Source organism: Variovorax sp. W1I1 (assembly GCF_030815625.1).
GTDB classification, from domain to species: domain Bacteria; phylum Pseudomonadota; class Gammaproteobacteria; order Burkholderiales; family Burkholderiaceae_C; genus Variovorax; species Variovorax paradoxus_C.
Genome location: NZ_JAUSWZ010000001.1, coordinates 6,071,333 through 6,090,196 on the forward strand (window position 1 = coordinate 6,071,333; position 18,864 = coordinate 6,090,196).

Below are 18,864 nucleotides of genomic sequence, written 5' to 3' on the forward strand. Positions count from 1 at the left end.
GGGTGCCGGCAAGGCCTTTGTTTTTCCCGGGTCCCGGCTGCTGAAACGATGACTACGACCAATCCCACAGCCGACGGCTCCCAAGCCCAGGTTTCGACCGACAACGGCTTTGCCACCCTGGCGCTCTCGCCCCAGATGCTGGCCAACCTTACCCAGCTCGGCTACACGCAGATGACGGCCATCCAGGCCGCCGCCCTGCCGCCGGCGCTGCTCGGCAAGGACCTGATTGCCCAGGCCAAGACCGGCAGCGGCAAGACCGCCGCCTTTGCCCTCGCGCTGCTCGCCAATCTCAATGCACGCCGCTTCGCCATCCAGGCGATGGTGCTGTGCCCGACGCGCGAGCTGGCCGACCAGGTCACGACCGAGATCCGGCGCCTGGCGCGTGCCGAGGAAAACATCAAGGTGGTCACGCTCTGCGGCGGCGTCGCGCTGCGCGGGCAGATCGCGAGCCTGGAGCACGGCGCGCACATCGTCGTGGGCACGCCGGGCCGGATCATGGACCACCTGGAGCGCGGCAACCTCGACCTCTCGGCGCTCAACACGCTGGTGCTCGACGAAGCCGACCGCATGCTGGACATGGGCTTCTTCGACGACATCGTGAAGGTCGCGCGCCAGTGCCCGAAGGAACGCCAGACGCTGCTGTTCTCGGCCACCTACCCCGAAGGCATCGCCAAGCTCGCGCAGCAGTTCATGAAGAGCCCGCAGCAGATCACGGTGCAGGCGCAGCATGAAGGCAGCAAGATCCGCCAGCGCTGGTACCAGGTGAAGGACAGCGAGCGGCTGCACACCGTGAGCCTCTTGCTCGACCATTTCCGTCCCGTCAGCACGCTGGCCTTCTGCAACACCAAGCAGCAGTGCCGCGACCTCGTCGAAGTGCTTCAGGCGCAGGGCTTCAGCGCGCTGGCGCTCTTCGGCGAGCTCGAACAGCGCGAGCGCGACCAGGTGCTGGTGCAGTTCGCCAACCGCAGCTGCTCGGTGCTCGTGGCCACCGACGTGGCGGCGCGCGGGCTGGACATCTCGCACCTCGAAGCGGTGATCAACGTCGACGTAACGCCTGATTCGGAAATCCACATTCATCGCGTCGGCCGCACCGGCCGCGTGGGCCAATCGGGCGATGCCGAAGGCCTGGCGCTGAACCTGGCCAGCATGAACGAGATGGGCAGCGTCGGAAAGATCGAGCAGTTGCAGGGCCGCGAGTCCGAATGGCACGAACTGGCCGAGCTCACGCCCGGCAAGGGCGCGCCGCTGCAGCCGCCGATGGCCACGCTGCAGATCGTCGGCGGGCGCAAGGAAAAGATCCGCGCCGGCGACGTGCTGGGCGCGCTCACGGGCGACTGCGGCTACACGAAGGACCAGGTCGGCAAGATCAACGTCAACGAGTTCTCGACGTATGTGGCTGTGGACCGCGCGATCGCTGCGGAAGCGGCGCACAAGCTCGGCAGCGGCCGGGTCAAGGGCAAGTCGGTCAAGGTGCGCCTGCTGACGCTGCAGGACCAGTAACCGCCGCCGGCTGCGGCGTCGCGAGCGCCGCCGCATCGCCATGCGCCGAGGTCGGCGCCACCGGTGCGTCGAGCACCGGTGCAGGCGCCTTCATCGACGGCTCCTGCCGCGCCAATTTGGCCGCCAGCCGGAACGCCACCACCACCGCCAGCAATCCGAAGATCGACGAGCCCACGGCCTGCCCGACGAGCACGCCGGCCGCGCCGTGGTGCGAGCCCCACCAGGCAAACGGAATCGTGCCCAGCGTGGCGCGCCCCCAGTTGAAAAAAGTCGACAGCAGCGGATGCCCGAGGTTGTTGAACGACGCGTTCGCCACGAACAGCCCGCCTGAAAAGAAGAAGCTGGCCGCGAGCCAGGTGCAGAACAGCGCGATCAGCTCGGCGGCCTGTCCTTCGGCCGAGAACGCGCGGATCAGCACGCCCTGTCCCAACGCCAGCACGAGCCAGGCGACGGCGACCGAGGCCACCATGAAGAGCAAGCTGTCGCGCAATCCTTCCTGCACGCGGCGGTACTGGCCGGCGCCGAGGTTCTGCGCGAGGATCGGCCCGACCGCGCCGCTCAGTGCGTAGACGAGCCCGAACGCCACCGGGCTCAAGCGGTCGATGGTGGCCGCGCCCGCCACAGCAGACGGACCGAACTGCGCGATCGCATGCGTAACGAACGCAGCGCCGACGGGCGTCGCGAGGTTCGTCAGCACCGCCGGCCCCGCAACGCTCGCGAGGGCACGCGCGTCGCCGGCCAGCCGCGGCGCTTCGAAGCGCCCTAGCATCCGGTGCTTCACCATCACGCCATGCAGCCCGATGGCTGCGAGCACCATGCGCGACACCACCGCGCTGATCGCCGCGCCGTCGAGCCCCAGGCCGAAACCGAAGATCAAGATCGGATCGAGCACTGCGGTCACAAAGGCCGCGGCGAGCGTGACCGTCATCGAGCGACGCGCATCGCCGATGGAGCGCAAGAGCGCCGAGCACGCCATGCCCAGGCCCAACAGCGGCAGCGTGTGCACCGTCACTGCGAGGTAGCGCTGCGCGAGCCGCGCCGTCTCGCCCTCGGCACCGAGCACGTGAAGGGCAGGGTGCAGGAAGAAGGCCGTGCCGCTGCCCACCACCACCGACGCGGCCGTCATCAACACGAGGCTCGAGGTGGCGATGCGCCGCGCATCCATCGCGCGGCCGGCGCCCACGGTGCGCGACACCACGGCCGCGATGCCGATGGTGAGGCCGATGCACAGCGACGCATGAAAGAACCCCACCACGCCTGCGAAACCGACCGCCGCCGCCGTCTCTTTCTCCCCGAGCAGCGAGATGTAGAAGAGGTTGATCAGGTCGACCGCGAACACCGCGATCAGCCCGATGGCACCGGTGCCGGCCATCACGCAAACATGGCGCAGCAGCGAGCCCGAAACGAAGCGCGGACGCTCGACGGCACCCGCCGTTTCGGTTATTGGCATATGAAATCCTCGATGTGGCCTAATTGCGGGTTCGAACATTACTTTTACCCGAGCTTTTCATGCCCAAGACATTCCGTACCGAAGCCGAACGCGTTGCCACCCCGAAGCCGACGCCGCTGCCCGGCTACACGCTGCCCAAGACCGGTGGCGGCCAGAAGGTCAGCCTGGAACGTGGCACCGCAACGCGCAGCAAGAAGAACCCCGGCAAGCGCGCCAAGAAGGGCGGCTGATCCAGCACCTGCGGCTCCCCGGGAGCCACGACGAACGCGCCCTCGGGCGCGTTTTGTCGTTGGGCCAGCTATAAACAACGCCGCGATGTCCGACGACAACCAGATCTTCATCCCGCCCTCGTTCTTCGCGGTCTACAGCGATGCGCGCCAGCGTTTGAGCGAGCCGATCGGCGTGGTGCGCGAGCGCTACGAGATCTGCGAGGACCTCGCCAACCACCTCGTGGGCCATGCGCAGATCCAGCATCACACCGAGGTGCCGGTCGAGAGCGAGATCCTGCGGCGCATTCACGCCGGGCTCGCGACGCCGGAATCGGGCGTGTCGCCCGCCGAGGCCGAGTGGATCGTGCAGCGGCTGGCCGAGCTGCTGGGCTGGCCCGGCCCCGAGCCGGCGGCCGCAGTTGACTGAGCCGCGGACGCCATCTGGCGGCCGATGCGCCGGCAAGGCGCCTCGGGCCTGGACACCAGCTCGACTCCCCAGGAGGACCAGGTCATGACCAGCCGAACCACCGACGTTCTCCTTACTGCCGCCGCGCCCGCCATCTGGGGCAGCACCTACATCGTCACCACGGAACTCCTGCCACCGAACTACCCGCTGACGGTCGCGCTGCTGCGTGCGCTGCCCGCGGGATTGCTGCTGCTGCTGATCGTCCGTCAACTGCCCGAGCGCGCGTGGTGGGGCCGCATCTTCGTGCTCGGCGCGCTGAACTTCGCGATCCTCTGGGCGATGCTGTTCGTCGCGGCCTACCGGCTGCCGGGCGGCGTTGCGGCGACGATCACTTCGGTGCAACCGCTCTTCGTTGTGTTCCTTGCAAGCGTGCTCCTCGGCTCGCCGATACGCGCGCTGTCGATCGCGGCGGCGGTGGTCGGCATCGGCGGCGTCGCGCTGCTGGTGCTCACGCCGAATGCAGCGCTCGATGCGCTCGGCATTGCCGCGGCGGTGGCAGGCGCGGTGTCGATGGCCTTCGGCACGGTGCTCGCCCGCCGCTGGCAGCCGCCGGTTTCGGCGCTGGTCTTCACCGCATGGCAGCTCACCGCGGGCGGGCTCCTGCTGCTGCCGTTCGCACTGCTGCTGGAGCCGCCGCTGCCCGCGCTCACCGCGCAAAACTGGATCGGCTTCGCATGGCTTGGCCTCGTGGGCGCCGCGCTCACCTACATCGTGTGGTTCCGCGGCGTGGCGCGGCTGGAGCCTTCGGCGGTCGCGCCGCTGGCCTTCCTGAGCCCGGTGACGGCGGTGATCCTGGGCTGGGCGCTGCTGGGTCAGCGCCTCTCGGTGCCGCAGATCGCGGGCATCGGCATCGTGATCGCGAGCATCTGGATGAGCCAGCATGCACAGCGCGGCGCGCGGCCGACGGTGCTCGCGAAACCCGCGGCGCGCTAGCCGATCAAGCGACAGCCTGCACCGCTGTCGCCTGCCTCAGCAGGTGCAGGTACCCCGGCTGCACTTCCATCCGATCGGTGATGCCCCGGCGCAGCAGCAGGCGGTGCGCCTTCGGCAGCGCCCAGCAGGGGAGGTTGGTGAACATGTGATGTTCGCAGTGGTAGTTGACCCAGTAGGGCGCGATGAAGATGCGCTCGACCAGGTTGGCATGCGTGGTGCGCGCCTGGCGCAACGGATCGGCCTCGTTCTGCGCCACCAGCGCATGCTCGGCGATGTTGCGCACGCGGCTCACCAGCGGCAGCCAGGTCGCCATCGGCAGCAGCCACGTCAGCACCCAGGCCCACCAGTAGCCAGCCAATGCGAAGGCCAGCAGGCCGAGACCGTTGCCGATGAGAAAGCGCCGGTCCTTCGCGATCTCGCGGCCGAACACCTGCAGCGCCGATTCGCCGGGCGCGCGATTGCGGATGCCCTCCGCGATGTGGCCGAAGCGCTGCTTGTAGAAGGTCTGCCCGCTCAGGTCGCGCACGACCTTGCGCCACATCGATTCGCGCGTGATCGGGAAGGGCGCCGACAGCACGAGGTCCGGGTCTTCGGTCTGCTGCACGAAGCGGTGGTGCTGCAGGTGATAGGGCCGGTAGTCGCGCAGGGTGTACGAACACAGCCAGTGGCCGACCCAGTCGTTGACCTTGCGGCTGCGGTGCAGGCCCGCATGCGCCGCGTCGTGCATGAGGATGAAGAGCCCCAGTTGCCGCGCGCCGACGACCGGCACCATAAGCGGAATGGTCCACGGCCACACGATGCCCGCAAGCATCGCGGCGCCGATCACGCCCCAGCAATGCGCCACCAGCCACAGGCCTTTCCATGACGAACGGCAAGTGAGCGACTGCCACTCTTCGGGCGTGAAGAAATCTTCGGGTTGGGCGCGGGGTGCGACGGCCATCAGGCCAGTATGCGCTGGGGGCCTCGACAAATCACGCGTAGTTCCCCGGTGTGGAAATGCAGTCCTTCGACCTATTTGTCGATGATCTTGCGAGCGAAAAGCTCCAGGTAATCCATGAGGCGCTCGGCGCCCGCAACCGCCGCGGCCTCGTCACCGGTCGCGATGCCCTGCGCGAGTTCGAGGTGCGCGTTCGCGCCTTCGACGATCTCGCCTTCGTGCTGGTAGGCGTACCAGAAGCGGCGGCATTGCACGATGGGCGGGATCACCGCCTTCACGGCCGAATCGTTGTGGCTCGCCTGATGGTTGACGAGGTCGAGCGCGTGGTCGGCGCGCATGTAGTCGGTCAGGTCGCCGCGGCCCGCGGCCTCGACCATTTCCTCGGCGCAGCGCACGATGTCCTTGCGCTGCAGCGCGGTCGCGCGGCGCGCCGAGCAGCCCGCGATCACACGTTCGAGCACGCGCCGGGTCTGGATCACATCGAGGTGGTCGGCCAGGTCGATGGCCGATACCAGGAGCCCGCGGCGCGGCTGCTGAACGATGAGCCCGATCGACACCATGCGCATCAGCGCCTCGCGCACCGGCGTGCGGCCGAGGCCGGTGCGCGAGGCAAGGTCGGCCTCGACGATCTGGCTGCCGGGCCGCAGCTGCATGGTGGACAGCAGCGTCTCGATGGCGTCGTAGGCCACGTCGGCGGCGCGGCGCTTGGGCGGGGGGCGGGGGGTGGTCTTCGGGGGGGCCATGGTTGTCTTCGGATGCGGCCTCATTGTCGGGCGTCGTCCTCGCTGGCCAATCCGGCCAGCGTTGCGATGCGCACCGGCGACAGCGGGGGGCGCGGCGCGGGCGGCGCCCAGCCGAAGAGGAACTGCGCCGCATCGCCGCACACGCGGCCCTGGCAGGCGCCCATGCCGCAGCGGCGGTGCAGCTTGGCATCGGTCCAGCCGGTGCAGTCCGCGAGCGCGGAGAAGGGCACGTCTTCGCAGCGGCACACGAGGGTGTCGGGCTGCGGCATCTGTTTGATCTCGGGGGCCAGCGCGAAGCTGCGGTGCAGTTGCGCGGCGAAAACGTCCCAGCGGGCGCGTTCGGCTTCGTGCTGCTTTGCGGCGCGTTCGTTGCCGACGGCCGCGTAGCCGGCGATGGTGCCCTGCGCGAGCGCGCGCTCGCTGCCGCCGAAGCCGGTGCATTCGCCGGCGGCGTAGACATCGGGCAGGCTGGTGAGCTGCCGCGTGTCGACGGCCAGCGCCTGCGCGCCGACACCTTCGGTCGTGAGGGCGCAGCCGAGCAGGCGGCCGAGTTGCGTGTTCGGCGTGAGGCCGAAGCCGCAGGCCACGCGGTCGCAGGCGATTTCCACTTCGCGCCCGCCTTGGAGAAGCCAAGCCGATTCGACCTGCGCGTTGCCTTGTGCGGACACGATGCGCGACGAAGTGCGGTACTGCGGATCGGCCAGCGTCACCGACTGCGCGGCCTTGCCCGGCCAGCGCCAGAGGTTCGCGGCGAAGCCCGCGACCGCCGAGAACGTGGCCTGCTCCGCGATGCGCACCACCTTCGCGCCGGCAGCGCGCGCAGTGGCCGCAGCGGCGAGCAGCAACGGCCCGCTGCCCGCGATCACGATGCGCTCGCCTTCGACCGGCAGGCCTGCCTTGATGAGCGCCTGCAATCCGCCAGCACCCGTCACGCCGGGCAACGTCCAGCCGGGGAAGGGCAGCAGCAGTTCGCGCGCGCCGGTGCAGAGGATCAGCTGCTTCCACTGCACGCGCCAGCCGCGTTCGGCGTCTTCAAGCAGCAGTTCGTTGCGCGCAGGCGCGGCGATCACGCGCGTGCCGCTGCTGACGCGGATGTTGGCGTGGCGCTCGAGCGCATCGCGCCACTTGCGCGCTGCCGGGGGCAACGAGGCGCCGGGGCCGTCGCGCCAGATCTGTCCGCCGGGTATGGGGTTGTCGTCGATCACGACGATCGATGCGCCGCTCGGCGCGGCAGCGACAGCCGCCGCCATGCCTGCAGGGCCCGCGCCGACGATCAGCACATCGCAGTGTTCGAGCGCGGTCATTCCGAGGTCTCCACGCGCATGCCTTCGCCGCAGACTGTCTGGCAGGCGAGCCGGCGGCGGCCGTCGATCAGCACGCGGCATTCCTGGCACACGCCCATGCCGCAGAACGGCGCGCGCGGCTGGCCCGTGACGGAGGTTCGCGCCACGCCCATGCCGCCCGCGATGCGCAACGCGGCGGCGACCGAACTGCCCGCCTTCACGCGCACCAGATTGCCATCGATGTGCAGCAAGGTGTGGGCGCTCATGCCATCTCCAGCAGACCACGCGGCGCATAAGGCGCCGCATCGAATTCAGGTGCGGCACCTGTCATCAGCGCCCCGAGCAGGTGCGCGCTGCCCGGCGCGGTGGTCACGCCCAGGCCCTCGTGGCCGACGGCGAGCCAGAGCTTCTCGCGCCACGGATGCTTGCCCAGCAGCGGCAGGCCATCGGGCGACGCGGCGCGCATGCCGGTCCACGAACGCACCGCGTTGAGGTTGCCGAGCCCCGGCAGGTAGTCGAGCGTGCGCTGCAGCATGCGCGCGAGCATCGGCGCTTCCACGGCCGGGTCGGTCGTGTCGAACTGGCGCGAGGAGCCGACCAGCAACTGCCCCGTGGGCCGCGGCTGCACGTTGAACGCGACCGAGTCGCCGTCGCTGTGGTGCGCGCTGGTCACGTAGCCGAGCTCGACGAGCTGGTGATGCACCGTGCCCGGATAGCGGTCGGTGATCAGCAGGTGGCCCTTCTTCGGGCGGATCGGGAGTTCGGGGCAGAGCGTCGTCGCCTCGATGCCGTTGGCCAGCACGATCTGCGGCGCGCTGCGGCGGGTGCCGTCGGCGAGACGCAGCGTGCCGTCGTCTTCGATGGCATCGACCTTCGCGTGTTCGATGCGGATTGCATTGCCGCCTTGCGCGAGCAGCCAGCGCGCGGCATTCGGCGCGTAGAGGATGCCGTCGCCCGGCACTTCGAGCGCGCCCGCGAGGCCTTTGCGCAGCGCAGGTTCGGCGCGTGCCAATGCGGTTGCGTCGAGTAGCCGGCTTTCGACGCCATCCGCGCGCAATCGTTGCTGCTTGCGTTCGGCCTCGGCCATTTCTTCTTCGTTCGCGGCGATCCAGAGCGTGCCGCAAGCGCTGTACGCGCAGTCTTCGGGCATGTGCGGCGCGAGGGCGCACCATCGCGCCGTCGAATCGCGGCTCAACGCGAGCTCGGCCGGGTTGTCGTCCATCACCACGAGGTGACCCATGCCGGCGCCGGTGGCACCGCCGATGCGCGCATCGAGCACCAGCACGTTGCGGCCGGCCTGCGCCAGCGCGTGCGCGCAGGCGGCGCCGACGATGCCGGCACCGATGACGATCACGTCCGCGTTCATGCCAGCGGCTTCAGAGCCGGATGCCCCATCCGAACGGGTCTTCGTCGTCGACCAGCAGCGTGGCCTCGGCGCTGATGTGCGCGCGGCCACGCAGGGTAGGGATGACCTTGTCGCCGTCCATCATGTAGCTCGCCTCGAAGCGGCTGCCGATCACGCTGGCCTGCGTCCACGTCTCGCCCGGCGCGAGCTTGCCGTCGGCCGCGAGGCAGGCGATCTTGGCGCTGGTGCCGGTGCCGCAGGGCGATCGGTCGTAGGCGTTGCCGGGGCAGAGCACGAAGTTGCGGCTGTCCGCGCCGTCGTCATCGTTCGCGAAGAGTTCGATGTGATCGATCTCCGCGCCTTCCGCGCCGGTAATGCCCTGCGCTGCAAGCGCCTTGCGCAGGGCGGCTGTGTAGTCGGTCAGCGCGGCGAGGTTGTCGCTCGCCACGCGCTGGCCATGTTCGTTCACCAGGAAGAACCAGTTGCCGCCATACGCCACATCGCCGCGCACGGTGCCGTGGCCCGGCAGCTCGACCGCCACCTGATGCAGATGCCGGTACGCCGGCACGTTGCGCACGCTCACCGAGCCGTCGGCATGCAGCGTGGTCGTGACCGTGCCGACCGGCGTCTCGATGCGGTGCTCGCCCACGCCGATGCGCCCCATGTGCGCCAGGCTCGCGACCAGCCCGATGGTGCCGTGGCCGCACATGCCCAGATACCCGGCGTTGTTGAAGAAGATCACGCCCGCAGCGGCGTCGGGCGACACCGGCTCGCACAAGAGCGCGCCGACCACCACGTCGCTGCCGCGCGGCTCCAGCACGGTGGCTGCGCGCCACTTGTCGTGCTGGTCGGCCAGCAACGCGCGGCGCTCGGCCATGCTGCCGCCACCCAGGTCGGGAAACCCGCCGATCACAAGGCGCGTGGGCTCGCCGCCCGTGTGCGAGTCGACGATCTGGATGCGTTGCATGTCGTGGCGTCTTTCTTTCAGTAGCTGGCGATAGGGACGGGGGCTGCGTTCTTGAAGGTGAACACCGTGATCGGCGCCTGCTTCATGTTGCCCTTGTCGTCGTACGAATAGGTCGCGGCCACGCCCTTGTAGGTGTCCTTGTAGAGCTGCGCGCCCACCTTGTCGGGGTCGATCGAGTTGGCCTTCTTCATCGATTCGCCGATGAACAGCACCTGGTCGTAGTACGAGGCGGCGTACGCATCGGCATCGGCGTTGAAGCGCTTCTTGAACTTCTCCTTGAAGGCCGGGCCGCTCTGCGCCTTCTCGAGGATCGAGCCGCCCTGCGCGCAGTACACGAGGTCGTTGACCGCATCGCCGCCGAGCTTGCCGGTGGCGGGGCTGCAGACGGTGTCGCCGCCCAGGAGCTTGCCGGGCACGGCGAGCTGCTTCATCTGGCGCGCCATCGGTGCGGCCTGCGGTGCATAGCCGCCGAAGAAGATCGCCTCGGGCGCCTTGGCCTTCATGTTGGTCAGGATGGCGGTGAAGTCCACGGCCTTGTCGGTGGTGAATTCCTTGCCGACCACGGTGAGGCCCTGCTTCTGCGCTTCCTTGGTGAACTCTTCGGCGAGACCCTGGCCGAAGGCGGTGCGGTCGTCGATGACGCCGACCTTCTTGACCTTCAGCTCCTTGGCCGCGTACACGGCCATGCTGGAGCCGATCTGGTTGTCGCTCGCGATGATGCGATAGAGGTTCTTGTAGCCGCCTTGCGTCACCTTCGGGTTGGTGCCCACTGTCGAGACCATGGTGCCGCCGTCGCTGTAGATGCGCGAGGCCGGAATCGCCACGCCCGAGCAGTACGGGCCCATGACGAACTTGACGCCGTCGTCCACGAACTTCTGCGCCACGCTCACGCCGGTCTTGGCGTCGCACTGGTCGTCTTCGGAGACCAGCTCGAACTTCAGCGTCTTGCCGCCGACGCTGAGCTTCTTGGCGTTGAGCTCCTCGATGGCCAGGCGCACGCCGTTTTCATTGTCCTTGCCCGCGAACGCGTTGGGACCCGAGAGGGGACCGCTGTGGCCGATCTTCACGACCTGCTCCTGCGCGCTGGCCTGGCCTGCGACGGCGAGTGCCACCAGGCCGATGCCGCCGATGAATGGAACCATGCTTGCTTTTGTCTTCATGCTTCTTCCTAGGTTGGGACAATGAAAAGGGCGGTTATTACACAACCGACTGGTACTGCGCCGGCCGCGTCGCGAGCGCCTTCTTCACGATGTTCTCGATGAAGGCGCGTTCCTCGCCGATGAGCGGCAGACGCGGACGCCGCATGTGCTCCGTGCCTACGCCGACCAGCACGTCGATGAGCTTCAGGTTCTGCACCAGCTTGGTCGATACATCCAGGTGCAGCATCGGCGTCATCCACTGGTAGAGCTTGAGCGCTTCGGCGAACTTGCCGGCCTTCATCAGGTCGTACAGCGCCACCGTCTCGCGCGGGAACGCGCAGCCCACGCCCGCGAGCAGGCCGTCGCAGCCGAGCGCCAGGCCTTCATAGGCGAGATCGTCCACGCCGAGGAAGAGTTGGTAGCGGTCGCCCACCGTGTTGCGCAGGTCCGTGATGCGGCGGATGTTGTCGGTGCTCTCCTTGATGGCGGCGATCCATTCGCAATCGGCCAGCTCGACCATGTGCTCGGGCTTCAAGTCCACGCGGTAGGCCACCGGGTTGTTGTAGACCATGATGGGTTTCTGCGCCGCGTTCGCGATGGTGCGCACGTTGAGCATCGCCTCGCGCGCGTCGGCCACGTAGATCACCGAGGGCATCACCATGAAGCCGGCCACGCCGAGCTTGTTGGCACCGTCCACGTAGCGCAGCGCTTCGCGGGTGCTCGTTTCCGACACGTTGGCCAGCACCGGGATGCGGCCGTCGGCGGCTTCGAGCGCGATCTTGGCGACCTGCAGCTTTTCTTCGAGCGTCAGCGTGCTGGCTTCGCCGAGCGAGCCGCAGGTGACGAGGCCGTGGATGCCGTTGCGGATCTGGAAGTCGATGTGGCGCGCGGTGCCCTCGGCATCGATGCTTTCGTCGGCGTGGAACTTGGTGGTGATGGCGGGAAAGATGCCTTGCCAGCGGGGATTGCTCACGGGTCGCTCCTTGGGTGTGCGGTGGAAATCAGGCGCACTTTAAATATATTAAGAACATATCGTCAAGATATTTTTCTGCGCCCAGCCGTCGGCCAACGTCGCGGCACCCGCGCCCTTTCCGGCCTGATTTATCCGACGCGCGGCGTGCCGACAGCGCCCGCAAGGAAGCGCGCAGCCTCGCTTCGCATTCCCCGCGAAATGGCTTCCCAGGTCGATGCGGGGAAATCGGGCGGCAGCAATGCCTCGACTTCGCCCAGCGCTTCCTCCAGCGACGCCACCATGTCCAGCATGGCGTTCCACACGTCGATGCCGCCGTTCTTCATCGCCAGCTGGTGCCAATGGCGCGCCTGGATGGTGTGAAAAAGGTAGTGCTTGCTTTTGGAGCGAACCGCCATGGCCAGGCCCGCCTTGCGCTGCTGGAACTGGTGGGGTCCGTTGCCGAAGTAGGGCCACATCGAAATGATGTCGTAGAGCGGCGTCATGTCGTAGACGTCGCCCTGGTACAGGCGGACAGAGAAGTTCTTGGCGTGGCCGTCCGTCGCGGCGAGAAGAAAGAACGCCAGCTGGGTCAGCAGGAACCGGGTGCGGTCGTCAGCGCTCCGGCTTCCCTGCAGCAGCTGCAGGCAATTGGCCATGCCGGGGCCTTCGTCGTGCTCGTACTTCCGCGTCGACGGCAGCCCCATGGCCTGGCAGAAATCTTCTTGCGGCAGGCGTGCGATCCATGTGCCGCCGTCCATCCATTCGCGATCGAAACGCTCCACCACCAGGACCGTCTGGCCCTCGAAGGTCGCCATGGATGTTGGCGCCACAAGTAGGCCGAGCGCCTCGACGATCTGCGCGCAAACCCATTCGTTCTGCACCGAGTCGGATGCGTCCACGCGCCTGGAGCCGCCGATGAGTCCGAGCGGCAATTTGATGATGTGCGTGGTCGGCGTGGCGCCGTGCGGGCGGCACCACGCGCCGTTCCAGCGGGTCAGGGCGGTCTTTTCCTGTGCGCCGGCAAGCGAGATGCGAAACAGGTGTTCGTCGCGCACGCTTTCGGGGGTGGCGTCGGACGGAACGGCCCGCAGCAGCTCGGCGATTTCCTTGTCGCCGATGGGCTCGCAGTTCATCGCGTTCCAGCCGTCGGGTTCCGCGCCTTCAGGCAGCAATTGCACGGCGCCGACGCAGTCACGCCCGATGGCTTCGAGCAGGTCGAAGGTGTTGATGCCCTTGAGCCTGAAACGGTGGCCCAGGCGCACCCGGATCGCGATGTTGTCGGGCAGCAGGTTGTCGAAGTAGTTCCGGACAACGTCGCCCCGGACTTCGAGCGTGCTGTTGATCGGGATCGACAGCGACAACGAACGCCGTCGCGGCGAATCCAGCCATCCGGGGTGATACCTGAACGCGTGGGAATCGCGATCGACAGACCAGGTGCCGACCAGCTCTCCGTTCATCCACGCATTCAGCGCCTGCATCACCAGGAGTCCGCCTTCGGCCGGATGACGAAGCTGCGGCGCGATGTCGGCTTGACGTCCTTGCCCGGGTTCAGGGCTTGAAGCTGCCGGAGCAATGCACCCGGTGCGGTCGATCCGACCTGGGCTGCCCCGTCCTCGTCGGACGATTGAGCTGCCGCGGCGTCAGGCTCTTGCGCGGACAGCGTCACCAGCACGGACCCGCCGTTCATCTTTCGGGTCGTCCACCCCTCGGGGACCTTCACGTCCGTGTCCTGGGACGACGTGTATTCCGGGCCCTCTTCCATGGCGTACACGGGGCCGCTCGAAGGCGGCGCATCGTCCCGCAGGTAGAAGGACGCCCCCAGCGCCGACAGAAGCTTCGCCAGGTGCTCGAGACCGACGGCACCGGGATTCGCCTCGATCTCCGCGATCCGGGCCTGGCTGACGCCGACGAGCGCGCCTGCTTGCGCCTGCGTCAGGCCACGTTTTTTTCGCAGCGCCTTCAGGTGGGGCCGCAGTTGGTCGACGAAGCGAAGGGGATAGTCCATCTTGCAAGCAAGATATCGGCCCTGGCTTATTTTGTCAACATACAAGCTTGGGCTTATTGTTGCTGATTACAAGCTTTGGCTTGTACGAGCTAAAAACAAGCTTAGGCTTGTAATTCACACCTAGTCGATCTTCGCGCCCGACGCCTTCACCACCGCGCCCATCGCATCCCAGTCAGACCGCAGCAGCTTCTGGAACTCTTCCGCGCTCTGGCTGCGCGGCTCCACGCCCAGGCGCTTGAAGCGCTCCTGGATCGCCGGATCGGCCAGCACCTTGTTGGCCGCTGCGTTGATCCGCTCGACCTCGGCCTTCGGCGTGCCGGCCGGTGCCAGCAGCCCGATCCACGAATCGAAGGCGTAGCCCGACAGGCCGCTCTCGGCCACGGTCGGCAGCTTCGGCAGGAAGGGGCTGCGCGACTGGCCGGTGGAGGCCAGCAGCTTCATGCGCGCGTCGTCCTGAAAGCCCATCACGCCGATGCTCGAGGAGATGACCGCCTGCACCCGCCCCGCGAGCACTTCGTTGACGGCTTCGCCGGTCGACTTGGTCGGGATGTGCGTCATCTGCAGCCCCGCCTTAGCGAGGAACGACGCCATCGCCAGATGCGTCGCGCTGCCATTGCCCGCCGAGGCGTAGTTGTACTTGCCCGGGTTGGCCTTCACCTCCTTGATGAAGTCGGCCGTATTCGACACGTTCATCCCGCTCGCCACCGCCAGCACATAGCCCGCGTTGCCCACATTCGCCACGCCGACGAAATCCTTCAACGGGTCATAGGACAGCTTGCTGTACAGAAAGGCCGCGATGTTGTGGCTCGCGGCCGCGAGCACCAGCGTGCTGCCATCGGCCGGCGCCTTGGCCGCGACGGCCGCGCCCACGGTGCCGCCCGCGCCCGCGCGGTTCTCGACGATGGCGCTCGCGTTGAGCGCCGCACCCAGCTCGTTGTTGAACGCGCGCGCCACCGTGTCCTGCACGGCGCCGGTGCCGAAGGGCACGATGATGTGGATCACGCGCTGCTGTGCGTGGGCGCCGAAGCCGAAGCTGCAGAACGCCACGGCGGCTGCAACCGCAGCCAGCGAACGTCGGGTGAACAGGGTGGAGGTCATCGTTGTGGCCGCTTTCATCATCGTCAACAGGAAAGAAAAACTCAGGTGCCCGACGGCAGCCAGCGCTGCACCAGCTTCACGAAGTAGCTGGCACCGATCGGGATGATCTCGTCGTTGAAATCGAACGAGGTGTTGTGAATGATGCAAGGGCCGGGCCCGTGGCCGTCGAGCCGGTGGTCGCCGTCGCCATTGCCGAGAAACGCGTAGCAGCCGGGCCGCGCGAGCAGCATGTGCGCGAAGTCCTCGGCGCCCATCACGGCGGGGAAATCGTCGGTGACCATGTCGTCGCCCACCACCTCGCGCATCACGCCGGCGGCAAAGCGCGCTTCGGCCGGATGGTTCACCGTCGGCGGCGACGAGCGGTTGAAGTACACCTCGGCCGTGCAGCCATGCGCCGCCGACACGCCGGCCGCCACTTCGCGCAGTTGCGCCTCGATCTTGTCGATGGCCTCGATGGAGAAGGTGCGGATCGTGCCGCCGACCGTCGCCACATCGGGAATCACATTCGGCGCATCCGAGCCCTGCAGTTGCGTGACCGCGAGCAGTGCGCGCTCGGTGCTCGGAATGGTGCGCGCCACGATGGTCTGCAGCTGCTGCGCAAGCGTGACCACCGCGGCCACCGGGTCGATGCCCGTGTGCGGCATCGAGGCGTGCGTGCCGCGCCCGCGCACGGTGATCTTGTAGGTGTTGCTCGACGCCATCAGCGCGCCTTCGTTGAGCGCGAAGCGGCCCACGTCGCCGACCGGAAAGTTGTGCAGCCCGAAGACCGCATCGCACGGGAAGCGCTCGAAGAGGCCCTCGTCGATCATCTTCTTGGCGCCGGCCTTGCCCATCTCCTCGGCGGGCTGGAAGATGAAATGCACGGTGCCGTCGAAATCGTCAGGCCCTTGCTGCGACAGATGCCAGGCGGCAGCCAGCAGCATCGTCGTGTGGCCGTCGTGGCCGCAGGCGTGCATGCGGCCGGGGTTGGTCGATTTGTGGGCGAAGTCGTTGGCTTCGTGCAGCGGCAGCGCGTCCATGTCGGCGCGCAGGCCGATGGTGCGCGAGCCCGTGCCCTTGCGCAGCACGCCGACGAGGCCCGTGCCCGCGATGCCGCGGTGCACCTCGATGCCCCATTCCGTGAGCAGGTTCGCGACCTTCTCGGAAGTGCGGTGTTCCTCGAAGCCCAGTTCGGGATGCGCGTGGATGTCGCGTCGGATGTCTACGAAGCGGGCGGCGTTGCTGGCGAAAGCGTCGACGATGTTCATGGCGGGTGGGGGCTGCGGGAGTCGTTCGAAGCGAACGATTCTGTCGCAGCCGCCCGCCGGGCGCACGCTGGTTTGCTCTGGGTCTGCGGTGCGCGGATCAGCCCAGCCGGCCTTCCTTTCGCAGCGTCGCGCCGATGCGCCGGATTTCCGCCTCGCCCAGGTCCAGCGTCGCGCGGCTCGTGTGCACCGAGTAGTGGCCCATCACGAGTTCGTGCGGATGCTTCACCGCCGAGCCGAGCACGAACGAGGTGTCGCCGCGCGCCGTGAAATCGATGGCCTCGCCGGACTCCTCGAACACCGCGAGCTCGCCGGTGTCGACGGGCCCACCCGCATCGAGCCGCCCCGCGTTCACCGCGACCCAGCCGATCGTGTGGCCAGCCGGCGGCGTGTAGCGCCAGCGTTCGCCGTCCTTCAATTCCACCGCCAGATAGTTCATCGGCGCCGGTGCGGGAATGGCGCTCTGCGCCGCACCGTAGCGACCGAGCAGCACGCGCGCCGGGCCCTCCTGCGGCACCTGCGAAGGCGCGAGGTAGATGCTTTGCGCCGGCGCGTTTTCTTCCGACGCCGGCAGCGCCACCCAGAGCTGGAAGCCGCGCACGCGCTTCACGCCCGGCGCGGGCGCGCCGGTGTGCCACACGCCGTTGCCCGCGCGCATCCACTCGACGCCGCCGCCGTGCAGCACGCCCTGTTCGCCGGTCGTGTCTTCGTAGAGCGTGTCGCCTTCGATCAGCCAGGTCAGCGTCGCGATGCCCGAGTGCGGGTGCATGCCGAAGCCCTTGTGGCCGCCGCCGACGTCGAAGCCGAACAGGTCCAGGAACACGAAGGGTTTCAGGAATTCGCCCAGATCGCCCGGGCTCATGAGCCGCGTGATCGGCCCGTGCTGCGCGCCGCGCGTGCGGTAGACGATGGCGCGGGCTTCGGTGGCAACAACAGCGGCGGTCATGCGGCCTCCCTCGCTGTCTTCAGCGCACGGGTCCACCACGCGAGATCGTCCAGCATGCCGGTGGCGGCTTGCGCGAGATGCGGGAAGTCGTCGAAGCTCTTGCCCTGCTGCCAGATGCCGAGGAACTCGACCATGCCGATGTGCACGGCATTGCGCACCGGCGCCATCTGCATCTCGACCGCGACCAGCCGCAGCTGCTCCACCGCGCGCGCCGCGCCCACGCCGCCGTAGCCGACGAAGCCGATCGGCTTGCGGATGAATTCCTTGTAGGCCCAGTCGATCGCGTTCTTCAGCACCGCGCTCGGGCCGTGGTTGTATTCGGGCGTGACGACGATCAGGCCGTCGAAGGTGGCGAGCTTGGCCTGCCAGCGCTGCGCGGCCTCGTTCTTCACCGGGCCCCAGGCGGGCGCGCCGGCTTCGTTGAAGAAGGGCAGCGGGTGGTCGCGCAGGTCGACCAGTTCGAAGGCGAGGTCGGTGCGCTGCTTGGCGAGGTCGTGGATCCACTGCGCGGGCTTCTCGCCGAAACGGCCTTCGCGGGTCGAGCCGAGGACGATGCCGATGAGGGGTTTTTGCTGTGGGGTCATGGGGTACTCCTGAATGGGTGGGAAGGCGGCTGCAAGGCCATGACCTGAAGGGTAGGGTCGCCCCCATTGATCGACTAGACGGTAGAGTCGGATTGCACTCGTCCATCAATCGAAGGAATCAGCCCCATGCTCGACCTCAACCACATCGCCATGTTTGTGCAGGTGGTGCGCCACGGCAGCTTTGCCGAAGCCGGCCGCCGGCTCGGCCTGCCGCCCAACACGGTGAGCCGGCGCATCCAGGAGCTCGAGGCGCAGTTGGGCACGCGGCTGATGCAGCGCTCGACCCGCAAGCTGACGCTCACGAGCGCCGGGCAGGCTTTTCACGAACGCTGCGCGGGGTCGGTGGACGGGCTGGTCGAGGCCGGGCAGGCGCTGATCACCGGCAGCCAGGAACCGAGCGGGCTCGTGCGCGTGGCGGCGACGGCGGATTTCTTCGACTTCTTCCCGATGGAGTGGGTGGCGGAGTTCCTGGCGGCGAATCCGCTGGTGCGCGTCGATTTCGTGCTGAGCGACGCGAAGGCCGACCTGATCGCCGATCAGATCGACGTGGCGTTCCGCGGCGGCGAGCTGCCGGATTCAGGCTATGTCGGCCGCAAGTTGTTGGGGCCGCGCACGGACGGCTTGGTGGCGAGCCCCGCGTACATCGCCGCGCGCGGGGTGCCTGCGACGTTGCGGGATCTGACGGATCACGACTGCGTGACGGCGGCGCATCCGAGCGGGCGGGCGACCTGGCGGATGACCGGGCCGGACGGGGTGGAGGAAGAAGTGCAGGTCAGCGGGCGCTTCAGCGGGAATACGGCGCAGGCGCTGAGAAGGGCGGCAGTGGCCGGTCTGGGGGTCGCGCTGCTGCCGCCGTCGATGGGGCGGCTGGATGTGGAAGCGGGGCGGCTGGTGCCGGTGCTGCCGCAGTACCAGCGGACGGGGCAGGGGTTGAGCGTGCTGTATCCAAGTCGGAAGCATTTGCCGTTGGCGGTTTCGGCGTTTATCGGGATGGTGATGGAGAGGCTCAGTACCGAAGAGACGCTTCCGGCAGCGTTCAAGTCGTGGAAGACCTAGCTTCAAC

Annotated in this window: 20 protein-coding genes; 5 read left to right on the forward strand and 15 right to left on the reverse strand. The window is 67.9% G+C overall.

The annotated features are described in order from the left end of the window. Positions 1-48 precede the first annotated feature (48 nt). Positions 49-1,500, forward strand: coding sequence for an ATP-dependent RNA helicase DbpA (gene dbpA, locus QFZ83_RS28230; RefSeq protein WP_306881262.1), 1,452 nt, complete (start codon positions 49-51; stop codon positions 1,498-1,500). On the opposite strand, the gene QFZ83_RS28235 is transcribed toward dbpA, so the two are convergent. Further along, positions 1,466-2,950 (reverse strand): MATE family efflux transporter, encoded by a 1,485-nt coding sequence (locus tag QFZ83_RS28235; protein ID WP_307511691.1) that lies wholly within the window; start codon positions 2,948-2,950, stop codon positions 1,466-1,468. The two genes, dbpA and QFZ83_RS28235, sit on opposite strands and share 35 nt — an antisense overlap. Before the next feature lie 59 nt (positions 2,951-3,009). Between QFZ83_RS28235 and QFZ83_RS28240 the strand changes: the two genes are divergently transcribed. The 3 genes from QFZ83_RS28240 (at position 3,010) to QFZ83_RS28250 (ending at position 4,558) form a co-directional block, all read left to right on the forward strand. Further along, entirely contained in the window at positions 3,010-3,180 is a 171-nt protein-coding gene (locus QFZ83_RS28240) for a hypothetical protein (RefSeq protein ID WP_013544285.1), read from the forward strand. Positions 3,181-3,265: 85 nt separating this feature from the next. Beyond that, complete coding sequence (locus QFZ83_RS28245) at positions 3,266-3,586, forward strand: hypothetical protein (RefSeq protein WP_306881264.1); 321 nt, start codon at positions 3,266-3,268, stop codon at positions 3,584-3,586. A gap of 84 nt (positions 3,587-3,670) precedes the next feature. Next, positions 3,671-4,558: an EamA family transporter gene (locus tag QFZ83_RS28250; RefSeq protein WP_306881265.1), complete on the forward strand. Its 888-nt coding sequence runs from the start codon at positions 3,671-3,673 to the stop codon at positions 4,556-4,558. Between the two features lie 4 nt (positions 4,559-4,562). Here QFZ83_RS28250 and QFZ83_RS28255 read toward each other — a convergent pair whose 3' ends face one another. The 14 genes from QFZ83_RS28255 to QFZ83_RS28320 form a co-directional block, all read right to left on the reverse strand. Continuing rightward, positions 4,563-5,498: a fatty acid desaturase family protein gene (locus QFZ83_RS28255; RefSeq protein WP_307511693.1), complete on the reverse strand. Its 936-nt coding sequence runs from the start codon at positions 5,496-5,498 to the stop codon at positions 4,563-4,565. A gap of 71 nt (positions 5,499-5,569) precedes the next feature. Continuing rightward, a complete protein-coding gene (locus QFZ83_RS28260; protein WP_307511695.1) occupies positions 5,570-6,238 on the reverse strand; it encodes a GntR family transcriptional regulator in 669 nt (222 codons plus the stop codon). Between the two features lie 20 nt (positions 6,239-6,258). Then, the gene (locus QFZ83_RS28265; protein ID WP_307511696.1) at positions 6,259-7,542 is read right to left on the reverse strand and encodes an FAD/NAD(P)-binding oxidoreductase; all 1,284 of its coding nucleotides are present in this window, start codon (positions 7,540-7,542) and stop codon (positions 6,259-6,261) included. Beyond that, positions 7,539-7,787 carry a (2Fe-2S)-binding protein gene (locus tag QFZ83_RS28270; RefSeq protein ID WP_013544291.1) on the reverse strand — a complete coding sequence of 83 codons (249 nt, stop codon included), beginning with the start codon at positions 7,785-7,787 and terminating at the stop codon, positions 7,539-7,541. Before QFZ83_RS28270 ends, QFZ83_RS28265 begins: the two co-directional genes overlap by 4 nt. Next, positions 7,784-8,887 carry an FAD-binding oxidoreductase gene (locus tag QFZ83_RS28275; RefSeq protein WP_307511697.1) on the reverse strand — a complete coding sequence of 368 codons (1,104 nt, stop codon included), beginning with the start codon at positions 8,885-8,887 and terminating at the stop codon, positions 7,784-7,786. The genes QFZ83_RS28270 and QFZ83_RS28275 overlap by 4 nt, the downstream gene beginning before the upstream one ends. A gap of 10 nt (positions 8,888-8,897) precedes the next feature. Beyond that, entirely contained in the window at positions 8,898-9,833 is a 936-nt protein-coding gene (locus QFZ83_RS28280) for a 4-hydroxyproline epimerase (RefSeq protein WP_307511698.1), read from the reverse strand. 17 nt (positions 9,834-9,850) lie between these two features. Then, complete coding sequence (locus QFZ83_RS28285; protein ID WP_013544294.1) at positions 9,851-10,993, reverse strand: branched-chain amino acid ABC transporter substrate-binding protein; 1,143 nt, start codon at positions 10,991-10,993, stop codon at positions 9,851-9,853. Positions 10,994-11,030: 37 nt separating this feature from the next. Further along, complete coding sequence (locus QFZ83_RS28290) at positions 11,031-11,945, reverse strand: dihydrodipicolinate synthase family protein (protein ID WP_013544295.1); 915 nt, start codon at positions 11,943-11,945, stop codon at positions 11,031-11,033. 128 nt (positions 11,946-12,073) lie between these two features. Further along, positions 12,074-13,402, reverse strand: a complete 1,329-nt coding sequence (locus tag QFZ83_RS28295) for a type II toxin-antitoxin system HipA family toxin (RefSeq protein ID WP_307511699.1) — start codon at positions 13,400-13,402, stop codon at positions 12,074-12,076. Continuing rightward, on the reverse strand, positions 13,402-13,929 hold the full coding sequence (locus tag QFZ83_RS28300) for a helix-turn-helix domain-containing protein (protein ID WP_307511700.1): 528 nt from the start codon (positions 13,927-13,929) through the stop codon (positions 13,402-13,404). Before QFZ83_RS28300 ends, QFZ83_RS28295 begins: the two co-directional genes overlap by 1 nt. A 120-nt stretch (positions 13,930-14,049) precedes the next feature. Further along, complete coding sequence (locus tag QFZ83_RS28305) at positions 14,050-15,027, reverse strand: tripartite tricarboxylate transporter substrate-binding protein (RefSeq protein ID WP_307511701.1); 978 nt, start codon at positions 15,025-15,027, stop codon at positions 14,050-14,052. A 41-nt stretch (positions 15,028-15,068) separates the two neighbouring features. Further along, positions 15,069-16,274, reverse strand: coding sequence for a M20 aminoacylase family protein (locus tag QFZ83_RS28310; RefSeq protein ID WP_307511702.1), 1,206 nt, complete (start codon positions 16,272-16,274; stop codon positions 15,069-15,071). A 97-nt stretch (positions 16,275-16,371) separates the two neighbouring features. Next, complete coding sequence (locus QFZ83_RS28315; RefSeq protein WP_307511703.1) at positions 16,372-17,217, reverse strand: pirin family protein; 846 nt, start codon at positions 17,215-17,217, stop codon at positions 16,372-16,374. After that, complete coding sequence (locus QFZ83_RS28320) at positions 17,214-17,801, reverse strand: NADPH-dependent FMN reductase (RefSeq protein WP_307511704.1); 588 nt, start codon at positions 17,799-17,801, stop codon at positions 17,214-17,216. Before QFZ83_RS28320 ends, QFZ83_RS28315 begins: the two co-directional genes overlap by 4 nt. Before the next feature lie 126 nt (positions 17,802-17,927). Between QFZ83_RS28320 and QFZ83_RS28325 the strand changes: the two genes are divergently transcribed. Further along, entirely contained in the window at positions 17,928-18,857 is a 930-nt protein-coding gene (locus QFZ83_RS28325) for a LysR family transcriptional regulator (protein WP_307511706.1), read from the forward strand. Positions 18,858-18,864 lie beyond the last annotated feature (7 nt).

Coding starts and splice junctions, on each gene's coding strand:
- QFZ83_RS28245 (WP_306881264.1), top strand. CDS start 3,266: ATGTCCGACGACAACCAGATCTTCATCCCGCCCTCGTTCTTCGCGGTC.
- QFZ83_RS28310 (WP_307511702.1), bottom strand. CDS start 16,274: ATGAACATCGTCGACGCTTTCGCCAGCAACGCCGCCCGCTTCGTAGAC.
- QFZ83_RS28255 (WP_307511693.1), bottom strand. CDS start 5,498: ATGGCCGTCGCACCCCGCGCCCAACCCGAAGATTTCTTCACGCCCGAA.
- QFZ83_RS28300 (WP_307511700.1), bottom strand. CDS start 13,929: ATGGACTATCCCCTTCGCTTCGTCGACCAACTGCGGCCCCACCTGAAG.
- QFZ83_RS28265 (WP_307511696.1), bottom strand. CDS start 7,542: ATGACCGCGCTCGAACACTGCGATGTGCTGATCGTCGGCGCGGGCCCT.
- QFZ83_RS28260 (WP_307511695.1), bottom strand. CDS start 6,238: ATGGCCCCCCCGAAGACCACCCCCCGCCCCCCGCCCAAGCGCCGCGCC.
- QFZ83_RS28280 (WP_307511698.1), bottom strand. CDS start 9,833: ATGCAACGCATCCAGATCGTCGACTCGCACACGGGCGGCGAGCCCACG.
- QFZ83_RS28235 (WP_307511691.1), bottom strand. CDS start 2,950: ATGCCAATAACCGAAACGGCGGGTGCCGTCGAGCGTCCGCGCTTCGTT.
- dbpA (WP_306881262.1), top strand. CDS start 49: ATGACTACGACCAATCCCACAGCCGACGGCTCCCAAGCCCAGGTTTCG.
- QFZ83_RS28270 (WP_013544291.1), bottom strand. CDS start 7,787: ATGAGCGCCCACACCTTGCTGCACATCGATGGCAATCTGGTGCGCGTG.
- QFZ83_RS28305 (WP_307511701.1), bottom strand. CDS start 15,027: ATGACCTCCACCCTGTTCACCCGACGTTCGCTGGCTGCGGTTGCAGCC.
- QFZ83_RS28250 (WP_306881265.1), top strand. CDS start 3,671: ATGACCAGCCGAACCACCGACGTTCTCCTTACTGCCGCCGCGCCCGCC.
- QFZ83_RS28240 (WP_013544285.1), top strand. CDS start 3,010: ATGCCCAAGACATTCCGTACCGAAGCCGAACGCGTTGCCACCCCGAAG.
- QFZ83_RS28325 (WP_307511706.1), top strand. CDS start 17,928: ATGCTCGACCTCAACCACATCGCCATGTTTGTGCAGGTGGTGCGCCAC.
- QFZ83_RS28285 (WP_013544294.1), bottom strand. CDS start 10,993: ATGAAGACAAAAGCAAGCATGGTTCCATTCATCGGCGGCATCGGCCTG.
- QFZ83_RS28295 (WP_307511699.1), bottom strand. CDS start 13,402: ATGCAGGCGCTGAATGCGTGGATGAACGGAGAGCTGGTCGGCACCTGG.
- QFZ83_RS28320 (WP_307511704.1), bottom strand. CDS start 17,801: ATGACCCCACAGCAAAAACCCCTCATCGGCATCGTCCTCGGCTCGACC.
- QFZ83_RS28315 (WP_307511703.1), bottom strand. CDS start 17,217: ATGACCGCCGCTGTTGTTGCCACCGAAGCCCGCGCCATCGTCTACCGC.
- QFZ83_RS28275 (WP_307511697.1), bottom strand. CDS start 8,887: ATGAACGCGGACGTGATCGTCATCGGTGCCGGCATCGTCGGCGCCGCC.